The organism is Parasphingorhabdus sp., assembly GCF_048267785.1.
Lineage (GTDB): Bacteria > Pseudomonadota > Alphaproteobacteria > Sphingomonadales > Sphingomonadaceae > Parasphingorhabdus.
In genome coordinates, this window is sequence record NZ_JBLWWU010000016.1 from 69,146 (window position 1) to 85,569 (window position 16,424).

Here is a 16,424-nt window from a genome sequence, read left to right on the forward strand (position 1 = left end):
ACAGGTTTCGCTACCGGGGTTTAGCGCGGGCTGCGCGCTGCCAATATTTGCTTGTTTCGCGCTTCGACCGCGCGGAACGCCTTGAACACGCTCAGGTTCGGATCAGTCTTTCCGCTCTTGCCAAGATTTTCGAGCTGTTCGTAAAACCAGTAGATGGTCGCAAAACCATCAATCGCCTTGACGACCTGAAAATTCTTGAGAAAACCCAGCCATTCAGGGATCAGATGGAGATCGTCCTCATAACGTGGCAATGCTTCCATACCTTCCAATAATTTGCTGGGTGCATCGGTCATGACGCACATCGGCCGGCCCAGACCGATCAGGTCGGCAGCGCCGCTGGAAAGGGCGGATGCCATTGCCGCACGGGTTCGGAAGCCTCCGGTGACCATCAGCGGAACGGTGACCGCATCCTGCATCGCTTTGGCGAAATCGACAAAATAGGCCTCGCGCGCCCTGGTCGAAGGGGCGAGATTCTGCTGCTCCTTCTCCTCGATTCCGTCCGCCCCCATGAGCGCCGGCTGTTCATAGGTGCCACCGGAAATTTCGACCAGATCAACACCGGCGTCCTCGAGCCATTTTAAAACCCGCAGGCTGTCGTCAAAATTAAAGCCGCCCTTCTGGAAGTCGGCACTGTTGAGCTTGACCGAAATCGGGAATTCGGGGCCGACGGCGGCCCGGGTCTTTGCCACCACAGAGAGCAGGAAGCGCGCACGGTTTTCCAGTGTGCCGCCATATTCATCGCTGCGCTGGTTGGCGCGTGGGCTGAGAAAACTGCTGAGCAGATAGCCATGGGCGGCGTGTATCTGCGCGCCGGTGAACCCGGCGGCCTGACAGGTTTTTGCGGCCAGCGCGAAGCGATCGACCAGCTCTTCTATCTCGCCGATGGACAGCGCCACCGGTTCGCCAAACTGTCCGCCCGGCAGGCCAAGCTTGACGGCAGACGGGGCCTTGGGGTGTTGGTTGACATTGCTTTGGGTCTGTCGACCGGCATGGCTGATCTGGGCCCAGAAATGATTGCCGTTGCGGGTGGCCGCCCGGGCCCAGCTTCGCAGCGCTGCCATCATGTCGTCATTCGCCGGTCCGTCGATCACGACATTGCCCGGCCGTTCCAGATGGTCGCGGTCGATCTGGATATTGCCGCTCAGCAGCATCCCCGCACCGCCGTCAGACCATAGTCCGTATAGCCGTTCCAATTCCGCTGTCGGGACCCCGTCCGGAGTGGCCATGCCTTCGGTCATGGCTGCTTTCCCAAGCCGGTTGGGCAGGGTCGCGCCGCAGGGCAGAGACAGTGGATCGGAAAGGGAAATGGTCATGCGGTCGGCCCCCGGATTTGGATTGCGAATAAAAACTGATTCTGTCGTATGTTGGAATTTTTGGCAAGAAAAACCGCCGTTGCACGATATAATATGCTTAAAAATACGTATATTTTGCTTTTGTTGGAAATTCTGTATAATGTTTGAAACAATCGCACGGAGGCAAACTTTCGGCGATGTTGGAGATGATATTCTGAGGGGAATGAATATGGTTGCAGCAGCACCCCACAAATCGGAGAGCAAACCTCGCGCGCAAGTGAACGGTGTCCGGTGGGATAAAAAAATGAGTAACAATTGTGCAGCGGCGTTGCTGGTCTACACAATGATGCAGATTTTCTTCGTTCTCAGCTTTATCGAAACGAAGGGCATGTCGATTGCTCCCTATTTTGGTCTGGTTTTGCTGGTAGCCGTGATCATTCCCTTTTGCCGACAATTTGAAAAACGCTGGACGAACATGGCTGACCGTGGCCTGTCCGAACAGAGCATGGCGGCTAAATTCCGGTCTGATCAGGTGGCGTTGTGGCTACTGGCCATCGGCTTGCCGTTCCTCTTTGTCGGTTTGATCAAGATCGTGGGGCCAATGCTCTGAAAACCTGCCGGGAATGCCGGCCAGCGTTTCTTCCCGAAATGATAGCATATCGTTGACCTTGCACGGCGTCATACCTATGTCCGACGCATGCTAAAACCTACAGAAGCGCAGGATCGCGCCGACGCCCTCATATCGCAAGCCAAAAAAGCCGGTGCTGACGCTGCTGACGCTATCTATGTCTGCGATGCGGCCACCCAGGTGCAAATCCGTCTTGGAAATCTCGAAGATGTCGAACGGTCGGAGGGTGAAGAAATTGGCCTGAGAGTGTTCGTCGGCAAACGCTCGGCAACCGTGTCCTCATCCGACATGGACCCGAAAATATTATCGGACCTGGTCGGACGCGCTCTGGATATGGCCAGGGAAGCGCCGGAGGACCAATATGCCGGTCTGGCACCCGAAGAATTGCTGCTGAAATCGGAGCCCCACCCGATCGAAGGCGATGATGGTCAGGACCCTGACCCGGAATTGTTGCGCGAACTCGCGCTAAAAGCCGAAGATGCCGCACGATCCGTCAAGGGCGTTACCAACAGTGAGGGTGGCGGTGCCAGTGCCGGTCGCAGCATCGTTGCTCTGGCGACAAGCCACGGCTTCTCCGGTGCTTATTCCACCAGCGGCTACAGCCTGTCCGCCAGCGTTATTGCTGGTGAAGGCGATGGCATGGAGCGCGACTATGCCTATGACAGCGTACGCTTTCTAGAAGATCTCGAGAATCCCGAAAATATCGGCAAGGAAGCCGGAGAAAGGGCCATTTCGCGGCTCAACCCGGTGGATTTCGCTTCCGGCGCGATGCCGGTCGTCTTTGATCCGCGTGTCGGCAACAGCCTGCTCGGCCATTTCGTCGGCGCCATTGCCGGCAGTGCGATCGCGCGCAAAACCAGTTTTCTGCTCGATGCGCTCGACACCCAGGTGTTTGACAGCGCCCTGAACATCATCGACTGCCCCCATCGCAAGCGTGGCCTGCGGTCAAAGGCGTTTGACGGCGAAGGCCTGCCCACCGCGAAGACCAAATTGATCGACAATGGTCGCCTGACCCAATGGCTGATGGAAAGCGCATCGGCCCGCCAGCTCGGCTTGCAACCAACCGGACATGCATCGCGCGGCGTCGGCGGGGCGCCGGGCGTGAGCGTCACCAACCTGCACATGGGTAATGGAGCGGTCAGCAAGGCAGAACTGATCAAGGATATCAAGCACGGCGTCTATATTACCGAACTGATCGGCATGGGCGTTAATCCTGTGACCGGTGACTATAGTCGCGGCGCGAGCGGTTTTCTGATCGCCGATGGCGAGATCGGATCACCGGTTTCGGAAATCACCATTGCCGGCAATCTGAAGGCTATGTACAAAAGCCTGATTGCGGCCGATGATCTCGAATATCGGTACAGCATCAATGTCCCGACCTTGCGCACAGACAGCATGACGGTGGCCGGTGGCTGATATCGATTTTGACAAGGTCATCGGGATCGCCCAGGAGGGCGGAGCAATCGCCATGCGCGACTGGCAGCTCGGTAAAAAGGCCGACAAGACATGGGAAAAGTCACCCGGACAGATTGTCAGCGATGCCGATCTCGCGGTCGACCGGTTTTTGCGGTCTGAACTCGAGAAACTGCTGCCCGAGGCCGGATGGCTTTCGGAAGAAACCCATATAGATCATAGCGGTGCTGGCGACGAACTGACCTGGGTGGTCGATCCGATCGACGGCACCAAGGATTTTGTAGCGGGCAAGACCGGCTGGTGCGTTTCGGTTGCTCTGGTCCAGAATGATTCACCGGTTTTCGGGATACTCGTCGCTCCAGCCGTGAAGGAAGTATGGATTGCCAAGGCCGGTAGCCATAGTGAAGTGAACGGCAGAGCCCTGATCGCCAGCCATGTTCAGCAATATGACGGTTGCCGCATCCCGGCGGAAGAACTGCCGCCCGAACTTAATTTCACGGCGGTACCAAAGCCGAACAGCATCGCGCTCCGAATGGCAATGGTCGCGGACGATCGCGCCGATGTTGTCGCCTCCACCCGCTGGGGCCACGAATGGGACATTGCCGCTGCCCATGTCATTGCCACCGAAGCGGGAGCCAGCGTGTCCAATGCTCTGGGCGAAACTCTGGTCTATAACGGCACCCATGGCAAAGCGCTCGGCGTGCTGTGCTGTTCGAAAAATCTATATGACGAGGCCGTTCAGCGGATCGGCAAATATGTTGATGAAAATGGGGTCAGCCACTAGCGCTCACGCGACACGCGGCCTCGTCCACAATCCCTGACGATCGCGCGCGGGCGCGGCCACCAATGTCTGCCCAAAAGCTCTCACGATCCAGACCAGTTTCTTGACTTTGGATGTGTAAATTCGCCGGTCGAGCGATTTGCCGTGGCTTTTCCTGATCGTCCGGCCGATATCTCCATAAATTCCGGCAGCGGCCAGCACCGCCCAGCGCGACCGGAACGGCAGGCTGGAAGCTCCGACGCGTGCCGAATTTTCATATTCTCCCGCCAGTTCACATAGCCGGTTTACTATCAGCACCAAATCTTCCCGCCTGTCCGCCGCCATGACGTCATCGGGATCAATTTCTGCGTCTTTGAGCCATGTCTGAGGCAAATAGCAGCGGCCTGCTGCGGAATCTTCGGCAACGTCGCGGGCGATATTGGCTAGCTGGAAAGCCAGGCCCAGATCACAGGCGCGGTCGAGTGTGTCGTGATCCCTCGATGATATGCCCATCACGATCGCCATCATGCACCCGACCGAGCCAGCCACATGATAGCAATATTGCAGCAGGTCGTCCTCGGTTTCCGGTCGCCATCCCCACGAATCCAGTGCAAAGCCGTCGATCATATCCCTGGCCAGCGAGAGCGGGATGTCGCATTCCTGGGCGACGACACCAAAAGCATCAAAGGGCGGGTTTCCGGTTTGCTGACCGCTATGCGCGCGCTGCGTCATCATCCTCATGACTGCGATTGTCTTTTCCGGATTTGCGGTTGTCGACATGCCATGGCCGTGATCCTGTCCGTCGGCCAGATCATCGCAGGCGCGGCACCAGCAATATAGCAGCCATGCGCGCTCGCGTGTCTGTCGCGAAAAAAGTTTCGAAGCCCGGGAGAAAGATTTCGATCCGCGTTCGATGCTCTTTTTGGCGTAAAGAATGAGGTTGGTGCGGTTCATTATATTATGCTGTTGGTCCTGAGTCTTTCGAAGGGCGGTTCTTGACAGGGAGGCGTGCGTCTAATGGTTCTCCGATCACCGGCCGCTTCATGCCAGCTCTTCCAGCATCAGTTCTGCCGTTGCCTTGGCGCTGCCGACCACGCCGGGAATGCCCGCTCCGGGATGGGTGCCCGCGCCGACAAAATAGAGATTGTGGATGATATCATCGCGATTGTGGACCCGAAACCAGGCGCTCTGGGTGAGCAAGGGCTCCAGGCTGAACGCGCTGCCGAGATGGGCATTGAGGTCAACGCCGAAATCCTGCGGCGTATAATGAAAGCTGGTGATGATCCGGTCGTGGATATCGGGGATCAGCCGGTGGCCGATTTCGTCGAGAATGCGTTTCTTGTAGATCGGTCCCATGACCTCCCAGTCGATCGGCAGCTTGCCCTGATGCGGCACCGGGGCGAGCACGTAGAAGGTGCTATGGCCTTCGGGTGCCATTTCCGGATCGGTCACCGTCGGATGGTGGAGATAGAGCGAGAAATCACTGGGCAGCACGCCATTGTCGTAAATATCCTCGAGCAGTCCTTTGTAGCGCGGGCCGAACAGGATCATATGATGGGGTATGCCCGGCCAACTGCCCTTCATCCCGAAATGGACGACAAAAAGCGAGGGCGAATAGGTCTTCTTTCTGAGATTTGCGGTTACCGTTTCGCTGCGATGCTTGTGGCCGAGCAGGTCGCGGTAGCTGTGCATGATATCGGCGTTGGAGGCGACGGCGTCAAAGCGCTCGCTCCAGCCCGATTTACAGGTTACGCCCGTCGCGCGATCGCCGATCGTATCGATCTTCGTCACCGGATCATCGAGCCGGATCACCCCACCGATCCGTTCGAAATGCTTGACCATCGCGGCGACCAGCATATTGGTCCCGCCCTTGGCAAACCAAACGCCGCCAAGCCGCTCGAGCTTGTGGATCAGGCCATAAATCGCGCTGGTTTTCATCGGATTGCCGCCGACCAAGAGGGTTTGAAACGACAGAAATTCGCGCAGTTTCTCGTTCTTCACAAAGCCGGAGACCTTGGCATACACAGAACGATAGGCTTCATATTTCATCAGGGCAGGGGCCGCCTTGATCATCGACTTGAAATCGAGAAACGCCTTGGTGCCCAGCTTGACATAGCCTTCCTCGTAGAGCCCGCCGCTATATTCGAGAAATTTCTTGTAGCCCTCGACATCTTCCGGTTCGATGGCGGCGATATTGGCGTAAAGCTCCTGCGGGTCGTTGACATAGTCGAAATTCGTCCCGTCCGGCCAGTTGAGCCGGTAGAAAGGTGATACCGGCAGCAATTCTATATCTTTCGCCATATCGTTGCCGGTCAGATCCCATAGCTGCGACAGGCAATCGGGGTCGGTGATGACGGTCGGACCGCCGTCGAAGATAAAGCCTTCCTTCTCCCAGTAATAAGCGCGCCCGCCTGGCTTGTCGCGGCCTTCCAATATGGTGGTCTGAATGCCGGCCGACTGTAGCCGGATGGCAAGCGCGAGCCCGCCGAAGCCGGAACCGATCACGGCCGCTTTCCTGAACAGGCTCGATTGTGTCACATCGCTCATCGGAATTTCATCATGATCGGGAGAGCCTTGCTAATCGGAACCGGCGGTTTGCCCGAAAGCAGCGCAATTTGGTCGAGCATTGTTGTTTTTCCTGCATAGAAACGCTTTATCAACTCCTCGTCCTTGGCATAGGTATGCTGTAACGTGCGATAGCGTTTTTCCGGTTGTGCCGCTTTGAACATCATCGCGCACAACATGCGATAAAATTTACCATTTTTCCAATGTTGTGTGGCCAGATTGCGTAATTTTTTATCCAGACTGTTCTGATCGACTACGGGCATTGCAGCAATCATGATCGCGGTCTGGACCGCCATGGGCAGTGAATAGCTGGTGATCGGCTGAATCAGTGCTGCTCTTGCCCCGGCGCGCGCATCAACCCCCGGATTGGCATTCCAGAAAGCTTCGAAATCGCCGCCATAGAGAACCGGAAGCTGGCCTTTTTCCTCATTCAGCACGGCATCGATTTCCCATCCGCGATCCGCCGCATATTCGGCAATCCGGATTTGGCAGGCTGTGCTGTCGAGCTCGGCCGTGTCGGCATAATAGGTATCTTCGACGAAAATCTCGGTGTCGCTGAACGGCAGGCAGTAGACGAACCGGTAGCCGTCAATCTGCTCGACCGTCGCATCCATGATGATCGGCCGTTCCAGACCGTGCGGCTGCTTCAGTCTGAGCATCTGGCCGCAAAATTTCTGCCAGCCATTTTCCAGCGCGGAAATATCGCCGCCGCCGCGCACATCGAGCACTGCCGCCGCAGAAATTTCCGTGCCGTCGACCAACCGGACCAAATTTTTTTCGACGCGCTCGATGGTTTGGCCCGTTTTCAAAGCTTTCGCCGGGACCGTTGTCCGCAGTCGCCTGTCAAGATTGTCCGATTCAATCGAGCAATAGCCGTTGTGCAGGCTACGGCTATAGTCGGGGAAATGCACTTCATAACTGTCCCATCGGCGAGAGATCAGCGGGTCGACGAGCCAATGATGCTCCGGTTCGACATCGCTGTCGAAAAAGGACCAGATATGATTGCCGCCAAAATGATCCCCGGCCTCGATCAGAAGAATATTCAGGTCCGGCCGCAATTTGGTCAGTGCCAGCGCAACCAGGCCACCCGCTAAACCGCCGCCAGCGATCGCCAGATCAGGAGGACAGGAAGAATGTGCTGGCTTTGGCATCAACCGGCCTTAGCCGAAGCCGCAGATCGGGGAAAGCCTGTCTGAAGGTACGGGATAGCTAGGATGAAACGTTTGTTACGCTTTTATGGTGACGGTCGGATTTAAGCTCAGTTGAGCGACGCTTGTTCATTCCTTGTTGTGTAAGGGCATTGCAATATCATTGGACTTTGGGCCCCGGACTGACGGCTTTTATTAGCCGCACTATGTCGCGCCGCGTCTTGTTCGGTAAGGAGGGCTTGCAGGTCTCTGGCTGCAATAGCTCGATTTTCTAAAGCGGTATTATATTGCGAGTCCAGTGTCGCCAATCGACGCGTTAGCTGCATCACCCAAGGATCTTCTGCAATTTCTGACTCGCTAATAGGATTTGAATTGGGAGGTAATTGTTCCTCTGCGATCCTAGATTTTGCAGCCAGTCTAGCAGCGATAAGCTCTGTTCTGTCTGCGATACGGCTTTGTTCAAGAGCGATAACACTGCTTCTAGCGTCGGCCAAATTTTGTGTTAAAATATTACCTTCGAGAGGACGTCCAGGAAAATCGGCATTGATGAAGTTGTTAACATCAGCATTAAGGCTTGTGAGATCAGCCAATTGACGTCTCAAGGTCGCTATGCCTGGCTGTTCCACGCGTTCTACTGCAATAGCTGCCTCACTTAATCCCGCGATTAGAGAACAACTGTTGTGATATTTTAAAGCATCTGCAAAGCCATCCATGACGGAATAACGATCGATTTTGCAAACTTGTGCATTGGTCATCCGTTCCAATTGTTTCTGCCGTCTGTTTTCATATGCGGCTACAAGAACTTGTATGGTTTGGTTGGAAAACCAAGTTTGATTCAGGGCCGTTCGCGTTCCACTGAAAATTGCAGAAGAACCAGAAAGTGCGCGTGCTGCGCTGGCGTTTTGCAAGATGCTACCTACTCCACCGGTTAGGATGGAAGCAATGCTAAAACCGCTATTGGAAGCCCCGTCAAATGTTTTTAAATACGAAGAATAGCGGCCACATTTGCGATTAGAAATCGCAACTAATCCATCAATTATATTATTTCGTCCTTCTTGTGATAAACTTTGAGTATCAGGGGTATATTCTGATAAAAGTTCGGCAATCTTTTGGCACTCTCCGTGTTCTAAACTATTGGTTGGGTTATTGCTGTATTTTTCTATGTTCCCGCGCTCGGATGGTTTGCGGTTTGGTTTTCCAGATAATGGCGACTTGGGACTTGGTGCTGTTACATGAAGTACGAACATCGGATCATCAAGGCACTTGTCCTGAGCCGATCCAAACAGCGGTTCGGCTTGAACGAGTTCGCGGTTGTCGGACAGAGCTCTTAAGCTCGCACAACCACCTAAAAGAAGAGATGGTAGTAAAGGTAGAAGGATTAAAAAAAACCGTCTCATAGCAGCCGCCCCCATGAATATTCGTTTTTCTGGCGACTCGATTTTTCTTTCTATGGTAACGACTACAAATGATCTTGTAAAGTTTAGGTAAAGAAGCTGATCTTGCTATTGGAGGTGAAAATTTGGAGGCGTATACTTTCAAGATGACTTTCGTTCATTCATATTATGTGCCTGTCCTGTTATCGGCTCTTGCCATGACGCTGATTATCGGCGGGCGCTATCTGTTGAGCAGCGGCTTTTTCGCATGGCTCACACAGCGGGTGCGGCCGGGCCATTATGACAGGCTGAAACCCCAAATCGGTCGCGAAATCCGCTGGTCGCTGCTGTCCGCCGCCATTTATGGCGTGCCTGCCGGGATTGTCGCATGGGGCTGGCAAAATGCCGGCTGGACGAGGATTTACACCGATCTCAATATGTACCCCATGTGGTATGTACCGGCGTCCTTTTTTCTCTATCTTTTTGCTCATGATACCTGGTTTTACTGGACTCACCGGCTGTTTCACCGGCCGCAATGGTTTCGGGTCGCGCATGCGGTCCACCATGACAGCCGTCCGCCAACCGCCTGGGCCGCAATGAGTTTCCATCCGGTGGAAGCGATAAGCGGTGCGGTTGTCATTCCGGCGCTGGTCATCGCAATACCGATTCACGTCGGCGTTTTGGGGCTGGTATTGCTGGTGATGACGGTTATGGGCGTATCCAACCATATGGGGTGGGAAATGTTCCCGCGCTGGCTGGTTCGCGGGCGATTGGGGCAGGGGCTGATAACCGCGACCCATCATGAGAAACATCATGAATATTATAGAGGTAATTATGGGTTGTATTTTCGGTTCTGGGACAAAGTCTGTGGTACGGATATCGGGCTTGCCGATCTTGGCGGCAGTTTTGACCATGGCGTCGGGGGCAAGCGCGTCGGCGAGTGATGCTGCTGTCGCGACCGCACCGGCGATCTCGGGGTCGATTGATCTGACAATTTCCGGATTGCGCTCCGAAAAAGGCAATGTGCTGGTTTGTCTGAGCACGAACCCCGATTATTTTCCCGACTGCAGCAAGGACAGGAATGCCCGCAAATTAAAAGTTTCCGCCAGCAAGGCTGGCCATATTCAAATTGCTGGTGTGAAGCCCGGTACATATGCGGTGGCGCTGGTACATGACGAAAATGCCAATGGAAAGATGGACTTGCGGCTATTCCTGCCGCGCGAGGGCTTTGGTTTTTCCAACAATCCGAAAATTCGCATGGGGCCGCCCAAATTCAAATCGGCGCAATTCAGCGTAGGCACCACCGATGAACAACATGTGGTTCGCATGAAATATATCCTGTAGCCCGGCAAAAGTTAACTGTTCACTAAGACCCTGAGTGGCATCGTGCCGCAATAGCTCAGGAGTGGCGTATATGTATCAATCCAAGCATTTGACTTTCAAGGCCAATGACCAGTCTGGTCAATCGCGATTATCGGAAATTCTCGGTGCCTTTTCTTATGCTCTGGATCTGACCGAAGGACAGCCTGCTGGCCATAGTATCCGGGCCTGCTGGATCGGAACGCAAGTGGCGATGGCGCTGGGACTGAACGGCGACACATTGCGCGATATCTATTATGCGGTCCTGCTCAAGGATCTTGGCTGCAGCGCCAATGCTGCCCGGGTGACCGAGATGTTTGCCGGCGATGACCGCAAACTGAAACATGATTTCAAACTGATCGGCCCGCAACCGGAAGATTTTGGTGCGTTTGTTGGAAGCGCCGTCGGCGCCGACGTTGAACCGGAAATCCGGGATCAGGCCCTGGCTAATCTGGCTGAAAATGTCGGTGCGATCATGACCGAAATCATGGGAACCCGCTGCTCGCGCGGTGCCGATATTGCCCGGCAATTGCGATTTTCCGAAGATGTCGCCGAGGCCATTGCTCATCTCGACGAACATTGGGACGGGTCCGGACTGCCGCTTGGTATCGCCGGAAGTGATATCCATCTTGGCGGCCGGATCGCCCTGTTGGCGCAAGTCGCTGATGTCTTCTATTCCGCCAAAGGAAAGGACGCCGCGATCGCCGAAGTCCGCAACCGGGCGGGAAGCTGGCTCGATCCGCAACTCTGCGCGCTGTTTGAAAAGCTTTCCGCAGCGAGCGGGTTCTGGGAAGAGCTTGCCCTTGATGATCTGCCGGAGCAGCTGTTTGCCCTCGAACCGGCCGTGCAATATGTCACGGTGGACGAGGATTATCTCGATGATATCAGTATTGCCTTCGGTCGCGTGATTGATGCCAAAAGCCCTTATACCGCCGGCCACAGCGAACGGGTGGGGATGATCGCTGACAAGATGGCCGAAAAAATGGGGATGAAGGAAGATCGCCGCCGGGTGCTGCGTCGTGCCGCCATATTGCATGATGTCGGGAAACTGGGCGTCAGCAGCGCAATTCTGGAAAAGCCCGGCAAGCTGGACAGCGAAGAATGGCGGGTCATGCAAAGTCATGCGATTCATACCACCAATATTCTCGGCCAGATCGGTGTGATGAGCGATATGGCGATGATCGCCGGATCGCATCATGAGCGGCTTGACGGAAAGGGCTATCCGCTTGGTCTCGATGACCGCAGTATCGCGATGGAATCGCGAATCATCACGGTCGCGGATATTTATGATGCTCTGACCACCGACCGGCCCTATCGTACGGCTATGACTTCGGAAAAAGCGATGGCCATTTTGCAAAAAGAAGTGGGCGTGGCGGTCGATCAGCGATGTTTTGAAGCGCTGCAGGATGTCGTTGCACAGGGCCTGATATATTAGAAGCGCTTTGCCAAACCGGTGAGCGCGGACTAAAACAAGGCAGGAACTGTTATACGGTTCGCGCGTTAATCAGCCGCGACACCAAATGGGGAATTATTTTGAAAAACGCGAATATCTTGTGCCGTACTGCCCTGTTCTCTCTCGGCCTCGGGATGTCCTCCCCGCTTCTGGCGCAGGATGCACCAGAAGCAATGCCGGTAGAACAGTCGGTTTTTGATGGTGATTATCTGACCGCCGGCATCGGAGTGGCTGCCGGCCCCAGTTATGAGGGTTCGGACAATTACACGATTTCTCCGTTGCCGGTGATATTGGGCAGCTTCCGTGGTGTCGATTTCCAGCCGCGCGGCCCCGGCGTTGCCTTTGATGTCATCCCTGATCAGAAAGGCGCAAAGGTCGACTTCATATTCGGTCCGGTCGTACGGGCGCGGTTTGACCGGCAAAATTCGATCAAGGATCCGGTGGTGCGTTCGCTCGGCAAGCTCGACGTTGCGGTCGAACTTGGGCCTTTTGCCGGGATCCAGGTCAACCGTTTGCTCAACCCTTATGACTCGCTGACCGCGCAGGTCGATCTGCGCTGGGATGTTGCGGGTGCCCATGACGGTATGGTCGTCTATCCCAGCCTGACCTATTTTACCCCGCTCAGCCGTGGCGTTGCATCCAGCCTGACGATCAGCGCCGAACATGTCGACGATGATTATGCCGACTATTATTACAGCATCTCACCCGCCGGATCGGCGGCCAGTGGCCTGCCGACTTTTGCTGCTGGTGGCGGCTGGAAAAATGTCGGAGCGACAATGCTCACCGGGATTGATCTTGACGGAGACATTACCAATGGCGGTTTCAGCCTGATCTTCCTCGGCAGCTATTCGAGAATGCTCGGCGATCCAAAACGATCACCGGTTACTTCGATCCGCGGCAGTGCGGACCAGTGGTTCGGTGCATTGGGCGTAGGCTATACTTTCTGAGCGCTTTCGGGGCCGGCTAATCCCTGATCCGCCGCCCGTTTCTTCATCGCGTCGATAAATAGGCGGGTGGCCGGCAGGCTGCGGCGCGCGCTTTCAAACAACAGGCTGACCGGCAACCGTTGTGGATGGACCGGTTTCAGGACCTCTATCAATTTCCCCTGCCGGATCGCCTCCGCCACCTGATAACTCAGCACATTGGCTATCCCCAGTCCGGCTTCGGCGGCAGCAATGGTCGCATCCAGCGTGTTGAGCAGCAGGCGGGGGTTGGTCTTCATTCTTTTGTCATCCACACGCCAGTCGCCCATCGTTCGCGGTCCCGTCGTCCCGATGGTCTGATGGCGCGTGAGGTCTGACGGCTTGCTGGGATGGCCATGTTTGGCGAGATAGGCCGGGCTTGCCACCAGTTTCTTTCGCACAGAGCCGATCGTTACCGCCAGCAGACTGCTATCGGCAAGCGGCCCGATCCGGACGGCGACATCGATACCCTCTTCAACCATCCGCACATTGCGGTCAATCAGCATCATTCGGATATCGAGCTGCTGATATTGTTCCAGCATATCGGCGATGACCGGCAGGACATGCAGTCGTCCGAACATCACCGGTGCGGTGACGTAAAACTGGCCTCGTGGTTCGCTCCGCGTGCCGGAAACCTGTCGTTCTGCGTCCTGGATATCGATCAGAATTTGCCTTGCTCTCGGGAGAAAGTTCGCGCCGTCATCGGTTAGCGACACGGCGCGGGTAGAGCGGTGGAACAGCGAAACACCCAGGCGACCTTCGAGCTCGCTTATGGCGCGGGTGACCGTCGGCGGCGACACGTTCAGCGTCTTGGCCGCTGCCGCAAACCCGCCTTGGTCGGCAACGGAGACAAACATTTCGAGCGTCTGCAATCGATCCATGATTGTTACCAAATCTGAAATAGTGAAGTTCAAAATTATGATATTATCATTGATGGCACAACAGACTATTTCCTGTTTTGCGCGGTCGGTAGAGTCATTTTCCCCACCCATGTACCCTCGGACCTTCCGGCCGCGCCAACAAAGAGAATGACCATGGCGCAAAATTATGTCCGGACGCTCTTCACCGATAACGCGCGCGCCATGCAGGAGCAGGCCGGTTCGCGAGGTGCCTATGCACGGATGGAGCAGGGCGGGGATGGCAGTCCGGACCTTCTCGGCAAAAAGGAGGCAATGTTCCTCGCCGCGCGCGACAGTTTTTATATCGCCAGCGTGACCGCCGATGGATGGCCCTATGTCCAGCATCGCGGCGGCCCCGCCGGTTTCCTGAAACTGCTCGACGGCAATCGTCTGGCCTTCGCCGATTATCGCGGCAACAAGCAATATATCAGTGCCAGCAATTTGCAGGCCGAACCGCGGGTCTCGCTGTTCCTGATGGACTATCCCAACAGGCGCCGCCTGAAGATTCTCGGCAGGGCGAAAACTGTCGCGCCGGATCAGGATACGGAACTGGTGACATCGCTGGTCGACGCAGATTATGAGGCGGTACCCGAACGGATTTTCGTGATCGAGGTGATCGGCTTCGACTGGAATTGTCCGCAACATATCACGCCGCGCTTTACCGAAGCGGAAGTTGCGGCAGTAGTGGCGCCGCTGACCGCCGAACTGGAGCAGCTGAGAGCCGAAGTCGCGCAACTGCGTGCTGGCAAAGCCCCCTTAAAACCCGAACAAGGATGATGAACATGACCACAGCCCTGACCACCGGAGTGCACCATGTCGGTCTCGCCCTTCCCGATATTGATGCGGCGCGTGATTTTTTCCGCGATGCGCTGGGCTACGAAGTGGTGGGCGGTGTGCCCGACTATCCCGCCCATTTTGTGTCCGACGGTTCGACCCTGATCACGCTCTGGCAAGTGAGCGATCCGGAAACCGCCACGCCTTTTGACCGCAAGAAGAATATCGGTCTCCACCATCTCGCTATCGGCGTTGCCGATGAAGCGGCTTTGGCGACCGTGTTCGACCGGGTCGGCGCATGGCCGGGCGTCGCAATCGAATTTGGTCCCTGTCCGATCCGCGAAGGTTCGGCCGTCCGCCATTTCATTTGCTATATTCCCGGCGGTGCGCGCGTGGAATTCGCGACGCCTTTTGGCTGAGTGACCCCGGTCCGCAAACTTCACTGGACCTGCTCGCCACTTCGTCCTAACATTGGTCCATTCCCCGGGGAGTCGTTTGACTGAGAGGGGCGCGTAACGTCGCCCGACCCGCAGAACCTGATCCGGCCCCGCAGATGCGGGCTCACCGGCGTAGGGAGGGAGCGGTCATCCGGTTATCCCGACACGCTCTTTCTCCATCAGGACAGAAGGAGAGAGGCGATGGGCAGTGCAGGCGATATCACCGGGTGGATCACCCTATTCTTTGGCCTATATGGTCTGGCCGCCGGCGTCGGCGAATTCCGCAATCCGGGTTTCTGGTCCAGGATGGTCCGCGAAGTCCAGGCGAGCAGCGGGCTGCAATTCATCACCGGCATCGTCACGCTGAGCCTCGGCGCGATCATCTATCTCGTCAATCCATTCAATCCGGCCGACTGGCTGTCGATCCTGATCACCGTCATCGGCGGCTGGATCGTGGTCGAGGGGCTGTTGATCCTCGCGGTCGGCGACTGGTTCATGGGGCTCGCCAGCCGCATGATGGCCAACGGATCACGCGCCTGGGCGATGTTCGCGATCATCTTCGGCTTTGCCGCTATTTCCGCCGGTTTTGTCCGGCTTCAAGTTTAACCCCTACAGAAAGCAGAATATTATGGCTGATCTTCCAGCAAAGACCGAAATCGGCGTGACCACCGGCCCGATCAGTGGTTCGAAAAAAGTCCATGTCGCGGCGCATAGCGGCAGCGGCATCCGCGTGGCGATGCGCGAGATTCATCTCGAGGGCGGCGAAGCGCCGATCCGCGTCTATGACACCAGCGGGCCTTATACCGATCCGCAGGCGCTGATCGATATCAAGACCGGCCTCAACGAATTGCGCAGCCCGTGGATCAAGGCGCGCGGCGATGTCGAGGAAGTCACCCAGCGCGAGATCAAGCCTGAAGACAATGGCCAGCTCGGCCCCGACCGCTCCGGCGGCGTTGCGCCTTTCCCCAATGTCCGCCGCAAGGTACTCCGCGCCAAGTCCGGCGCTAATGTTAGCCAGATGCATTATGCGCGTCAGGGCTTCATCACCCCGGAAATGGAATATGTTGCCGAGCGCGAAAATCTAGGGCGCGAGCGGCTCAAGGAATATAAGCGCGACGGCGAAAGCTTTGGCGCGTCGATCCCCGACTATGTCACGCCCGAATTCGTCCGCGACGAAATCGCCCGGGGCAGGGCGATCATCCCGAACAATATCAATCACCCGGAAAGCGAACCGATGGCGATCGGGCGTAACTTCCTCGTCAAGATCAACGCCAATATCGGCAATAGCGCGGTCGCTTCCGATGTCGCCAATGAAGTCGACAAGATGGTCTGGTCGATCCGCTGGGGCGCCGACACGGTGA

The 16,424-nt window shown here is 56.2% G+C and carries 17 protein-coding genes and 1 riboswitch; of the genes, 11 read left to right on the forward strand and 6 right to left on the reverse strand.

Annotation, left to right across the window (positions count from 1 at the left end; translation table 11 throughout):
• Positions 1-20: 20 nt before the first annotated feature.
• Complete coding sequence (locus ACN0VD_RS13105; RefSeq protein WP_417594960.1) at positions 21-1,313, reverse strand: NADH:flavin oxidoreductase/NADH oxidase family protein; 1,293 nt, start codon at positions 1,311-1,313, stop codon at positions 21-23.
• Between the two features lie 283 nt (positions 1,314-1,596).
• On the opposite strand from ACN0VD_RS13105, the gene ACN0VD_RS13110 reads away from it, so the two are divergent.
• From ACN0VD_RS13110 to ACN0VD_RS13120, 3 genes are all read left to right on the forward strand, one after another.
• A complete protein-coding gene (locus tag ACN0VD_RS13110) occupies positions 1,597-1,902 on the forward strand; it encodes a hypothetical protein (protein WP_417594962.1) in 306 nt (101 codons plus the stop codon).
• Positions 1,903-1,989: 87 nt separating this feature from the next.
• On the forward strand, positions 1,990-3,336 hold the full coding sequence (locus ACN0VD_RS13115; RefSeq protein WP_417594964.1) for a TldD/PmbA family protein: 1,347 nt from the start codon (positions 1,990-1,992) through the stop codon (positions 3,334-3,336).
• On the forward strand, positions 3,329-4,117 hold the full coding sequence (locus ACN0VD_RS13120) for a 3'(2'),5'-bisphosphate nucleotidase CysQ (RefSeq protein ID WP_417594966.1): 789 nt from the start codon (positions 3,329-3,331) through the stop codon (positions 4,115-4,117). The genes ACN0VD_RS13115 and ACN0VD_RS13120 overlap by 8 nt, the downstream gene beginning before the upstream one ends.
• Before the next feature lie 3 nt (positions 4,118-4,120).
• Here the strand turns inward: ACN0VD_RS13120 and ACN0VD_RS13125 are convergent, their stop codons facing one another.
• The 4 genes from ACN0VD_RS13125 to ACN0VD_RS13140 all read right to left on the reverse strand — a co-directional run bounded on the left by ACN0VD_RS13125 (position 4,121) and on the right by ACN0VD_RS13140 (position 9,203).
• Positions 4,121-5,047 (reverse strand): phytoene/squalene synthase family protein, encoded by a 927-nt coding sequence (locus ACN0VD_RS13125; RefSeq protein ID WP_417594968.1) that lies wholly within the window; start codon positions 5,045-5,047, stop codon positions 4,121-4,123.
• 87 nt (positions 5,048-5,134) lie between these two features.
• Positions 5,135-6,640 (reverse strand): phytoene desaturase, encoded by a 1,506-nt coding sequence (locus ACN0VD_RS13130; protein WP_417594970.1) that lies wholly within the window; start codon positions 6,638-6,640, stop codon positions 5,135-5,137.
• Positions 6,637-7,809 (reverse strand): lycopene beta-cyclase CrtY, encoded by a 1,173-nt coding sequence (crtY, locus tag ACN0VD_RS13135; RefSeq protein ID WP_417594972.1) that lies wholly within the window; start codon positions 7,807-7,809, stop codon positions 6,637-6,639. The genes ACN0VD_RS13130 and crtY overlap by 4 nt, the downstream gene beginning before the upstream one ends.
• A 107-nt stretch (positions 7,810-7,916) precedes the next feature.
• Positions 7,917-9,203, reverse strand: a complete 1,287-nt coding sequence (locus ACN0VD_RS13140) for a hypothetical protein (RefSeq protein ID WP_417594974.1) — start codon at positions 9,201-9,203, stop codon at positions 7,917-7,919.
• Between the two features lie 194 nt (positions 9,204-9,397).
• On the opposite strand from ACN0VD_RS13140, the gene ACN0VD_RS13145 reads away from it, so the two are divergent.
• From ACN0VD_RS13145 to ACN0VD_RS13160, 4 genes are all read left to right on the forward strand, one after another.
• Positions 9,398-10,123, forward strand: coding sequence for a sterol desaturase family protein (locus tag ACN0VD_RS13145; RefSeq protein WP_417594976.1), 726 nt, complete (start codon positions 9,398-9,400; stop codon positions 10,121-10,123).
• On the forward strand, positions 10,092-10,523 hold the full coding sequence (locus tag ACN0VD_RS13150; RefSeq protein ID WP_417594978.1) for a DUF2141 domain-containing protein: 432 nt from the start codon (positions 10,092-10,094) through the stop codon (positions 10,521-10,523). The genes ACN0VD_RS13145 and ACN0VD_RS13150 overlap by 32 nt, the downstream gene beginning before the upstream one ends.
• A gap of 70 nt (positions 10,524-10,593) precedes the next feature.
• Complete coding sequence (locus tag ACN0VD_RS13155; protein WP_417594980.1) at positions 10,594-11,973, forward strand: HD-GYP domain-containing protein; 1,380 nt, start codon at positions 10,594-10,596, stop codon at positions 11,971-11,973.
• A 98-nt stretch (positions 11,974-12,071) separates the two neighbouring features.
• On the forward strand, positions 12,072-12,938 hold the full coding sequence (locus ACN0VD_RS13160) for a MipA/OmpV family protein (RefSeq protein WP_417594982.1): 867 nt from the start codon (positions 12,072-12,074) through the stop codon (positions 12,936-12,938).
• On the opposite strand, the gene ACN0VD_RS13165 is transcribed toward ACN0VD_RS13160, so the two are convergent.
• The gene (locus tag ACN0VD_RS13165; protein WP_417594984.1) at positions 12,926-13,834 is read right to left on the reverse strand and encodes a LysR family transcriptional regulator; all 909 of its coding nucleotides are present in this window, start codon (positions 13,832-13,834) and stop codon (positions 12,926-12,928) included. The genes ACN0VD_RS13160 and ACN0VD_RS13165 overlap by 13 nt on opposite strands.
• Before the next feature lie 153 nt (positions 13,835-13,987).
• Here ACN0VD_RS13165 and ACN0VD_RS13170 point away from each other — a divergent pair, with 153 nt between their 5' ends.
• The 4 genes from ACN0VD_RS13170 to ACN0VD_RS13185 form a co-directional block, all read left to right on the forward strand.
• Positions 13,988-14,629 (forward strand): pyridoxamine 5'-phosphate oxidase family protein, encoded by a 642-nt coding sequence (locus tag ACN0VD_RS13170; RefSeq protein ID WP_417594986.1) that lies wholly within the window; start codon positions 13,988-13,990, stop codon positions 14,627-14,629.
• 5 nt (positions 14,630-14,634) lie between these two features.
• Positions 14,635-15,045 carry a VOC family protein gene (locus tag ACN0VD_RS13175; protein WP_417594988.1) on the forward strand — a complete coding sequence of 137 codons (411 nt, stop codon included), beginning with the start codon at positions 14,635-14,637 and terminating at the stop codon, positions 15,043-15,045.
• Between the two features lie 55 nt (positions 15,046-15,100).
• A riboswitch (TPP riboswitch) is annotated at positions 15,101-15,219 on the forward strand.
• A gap of 45 nt (positions 15,220-15,264) precedes the next feature.
• Positions 15,265-15,669: a hypothetical protein gene (locus ACN0VD_RS13180; RefSeq protein WP_417594990.1), complete on the forward strand. Its 405-nt coding sequence runs from the start codon at positions 15,265-15,267 to the stop codon at positions 15,667-15,669.
• A gap of 22 nt (positions 15,670-15,691) precedes the next feature.
• A partial coding sequence (locus ACN0VD_RS13185; RefSeq protein WP_417594992.1) for a phosphomethylpyrimidine synthase ThiC occupies positions 15,692-16,424 on the forward strand: 733 nt, incomplete at its 3' end.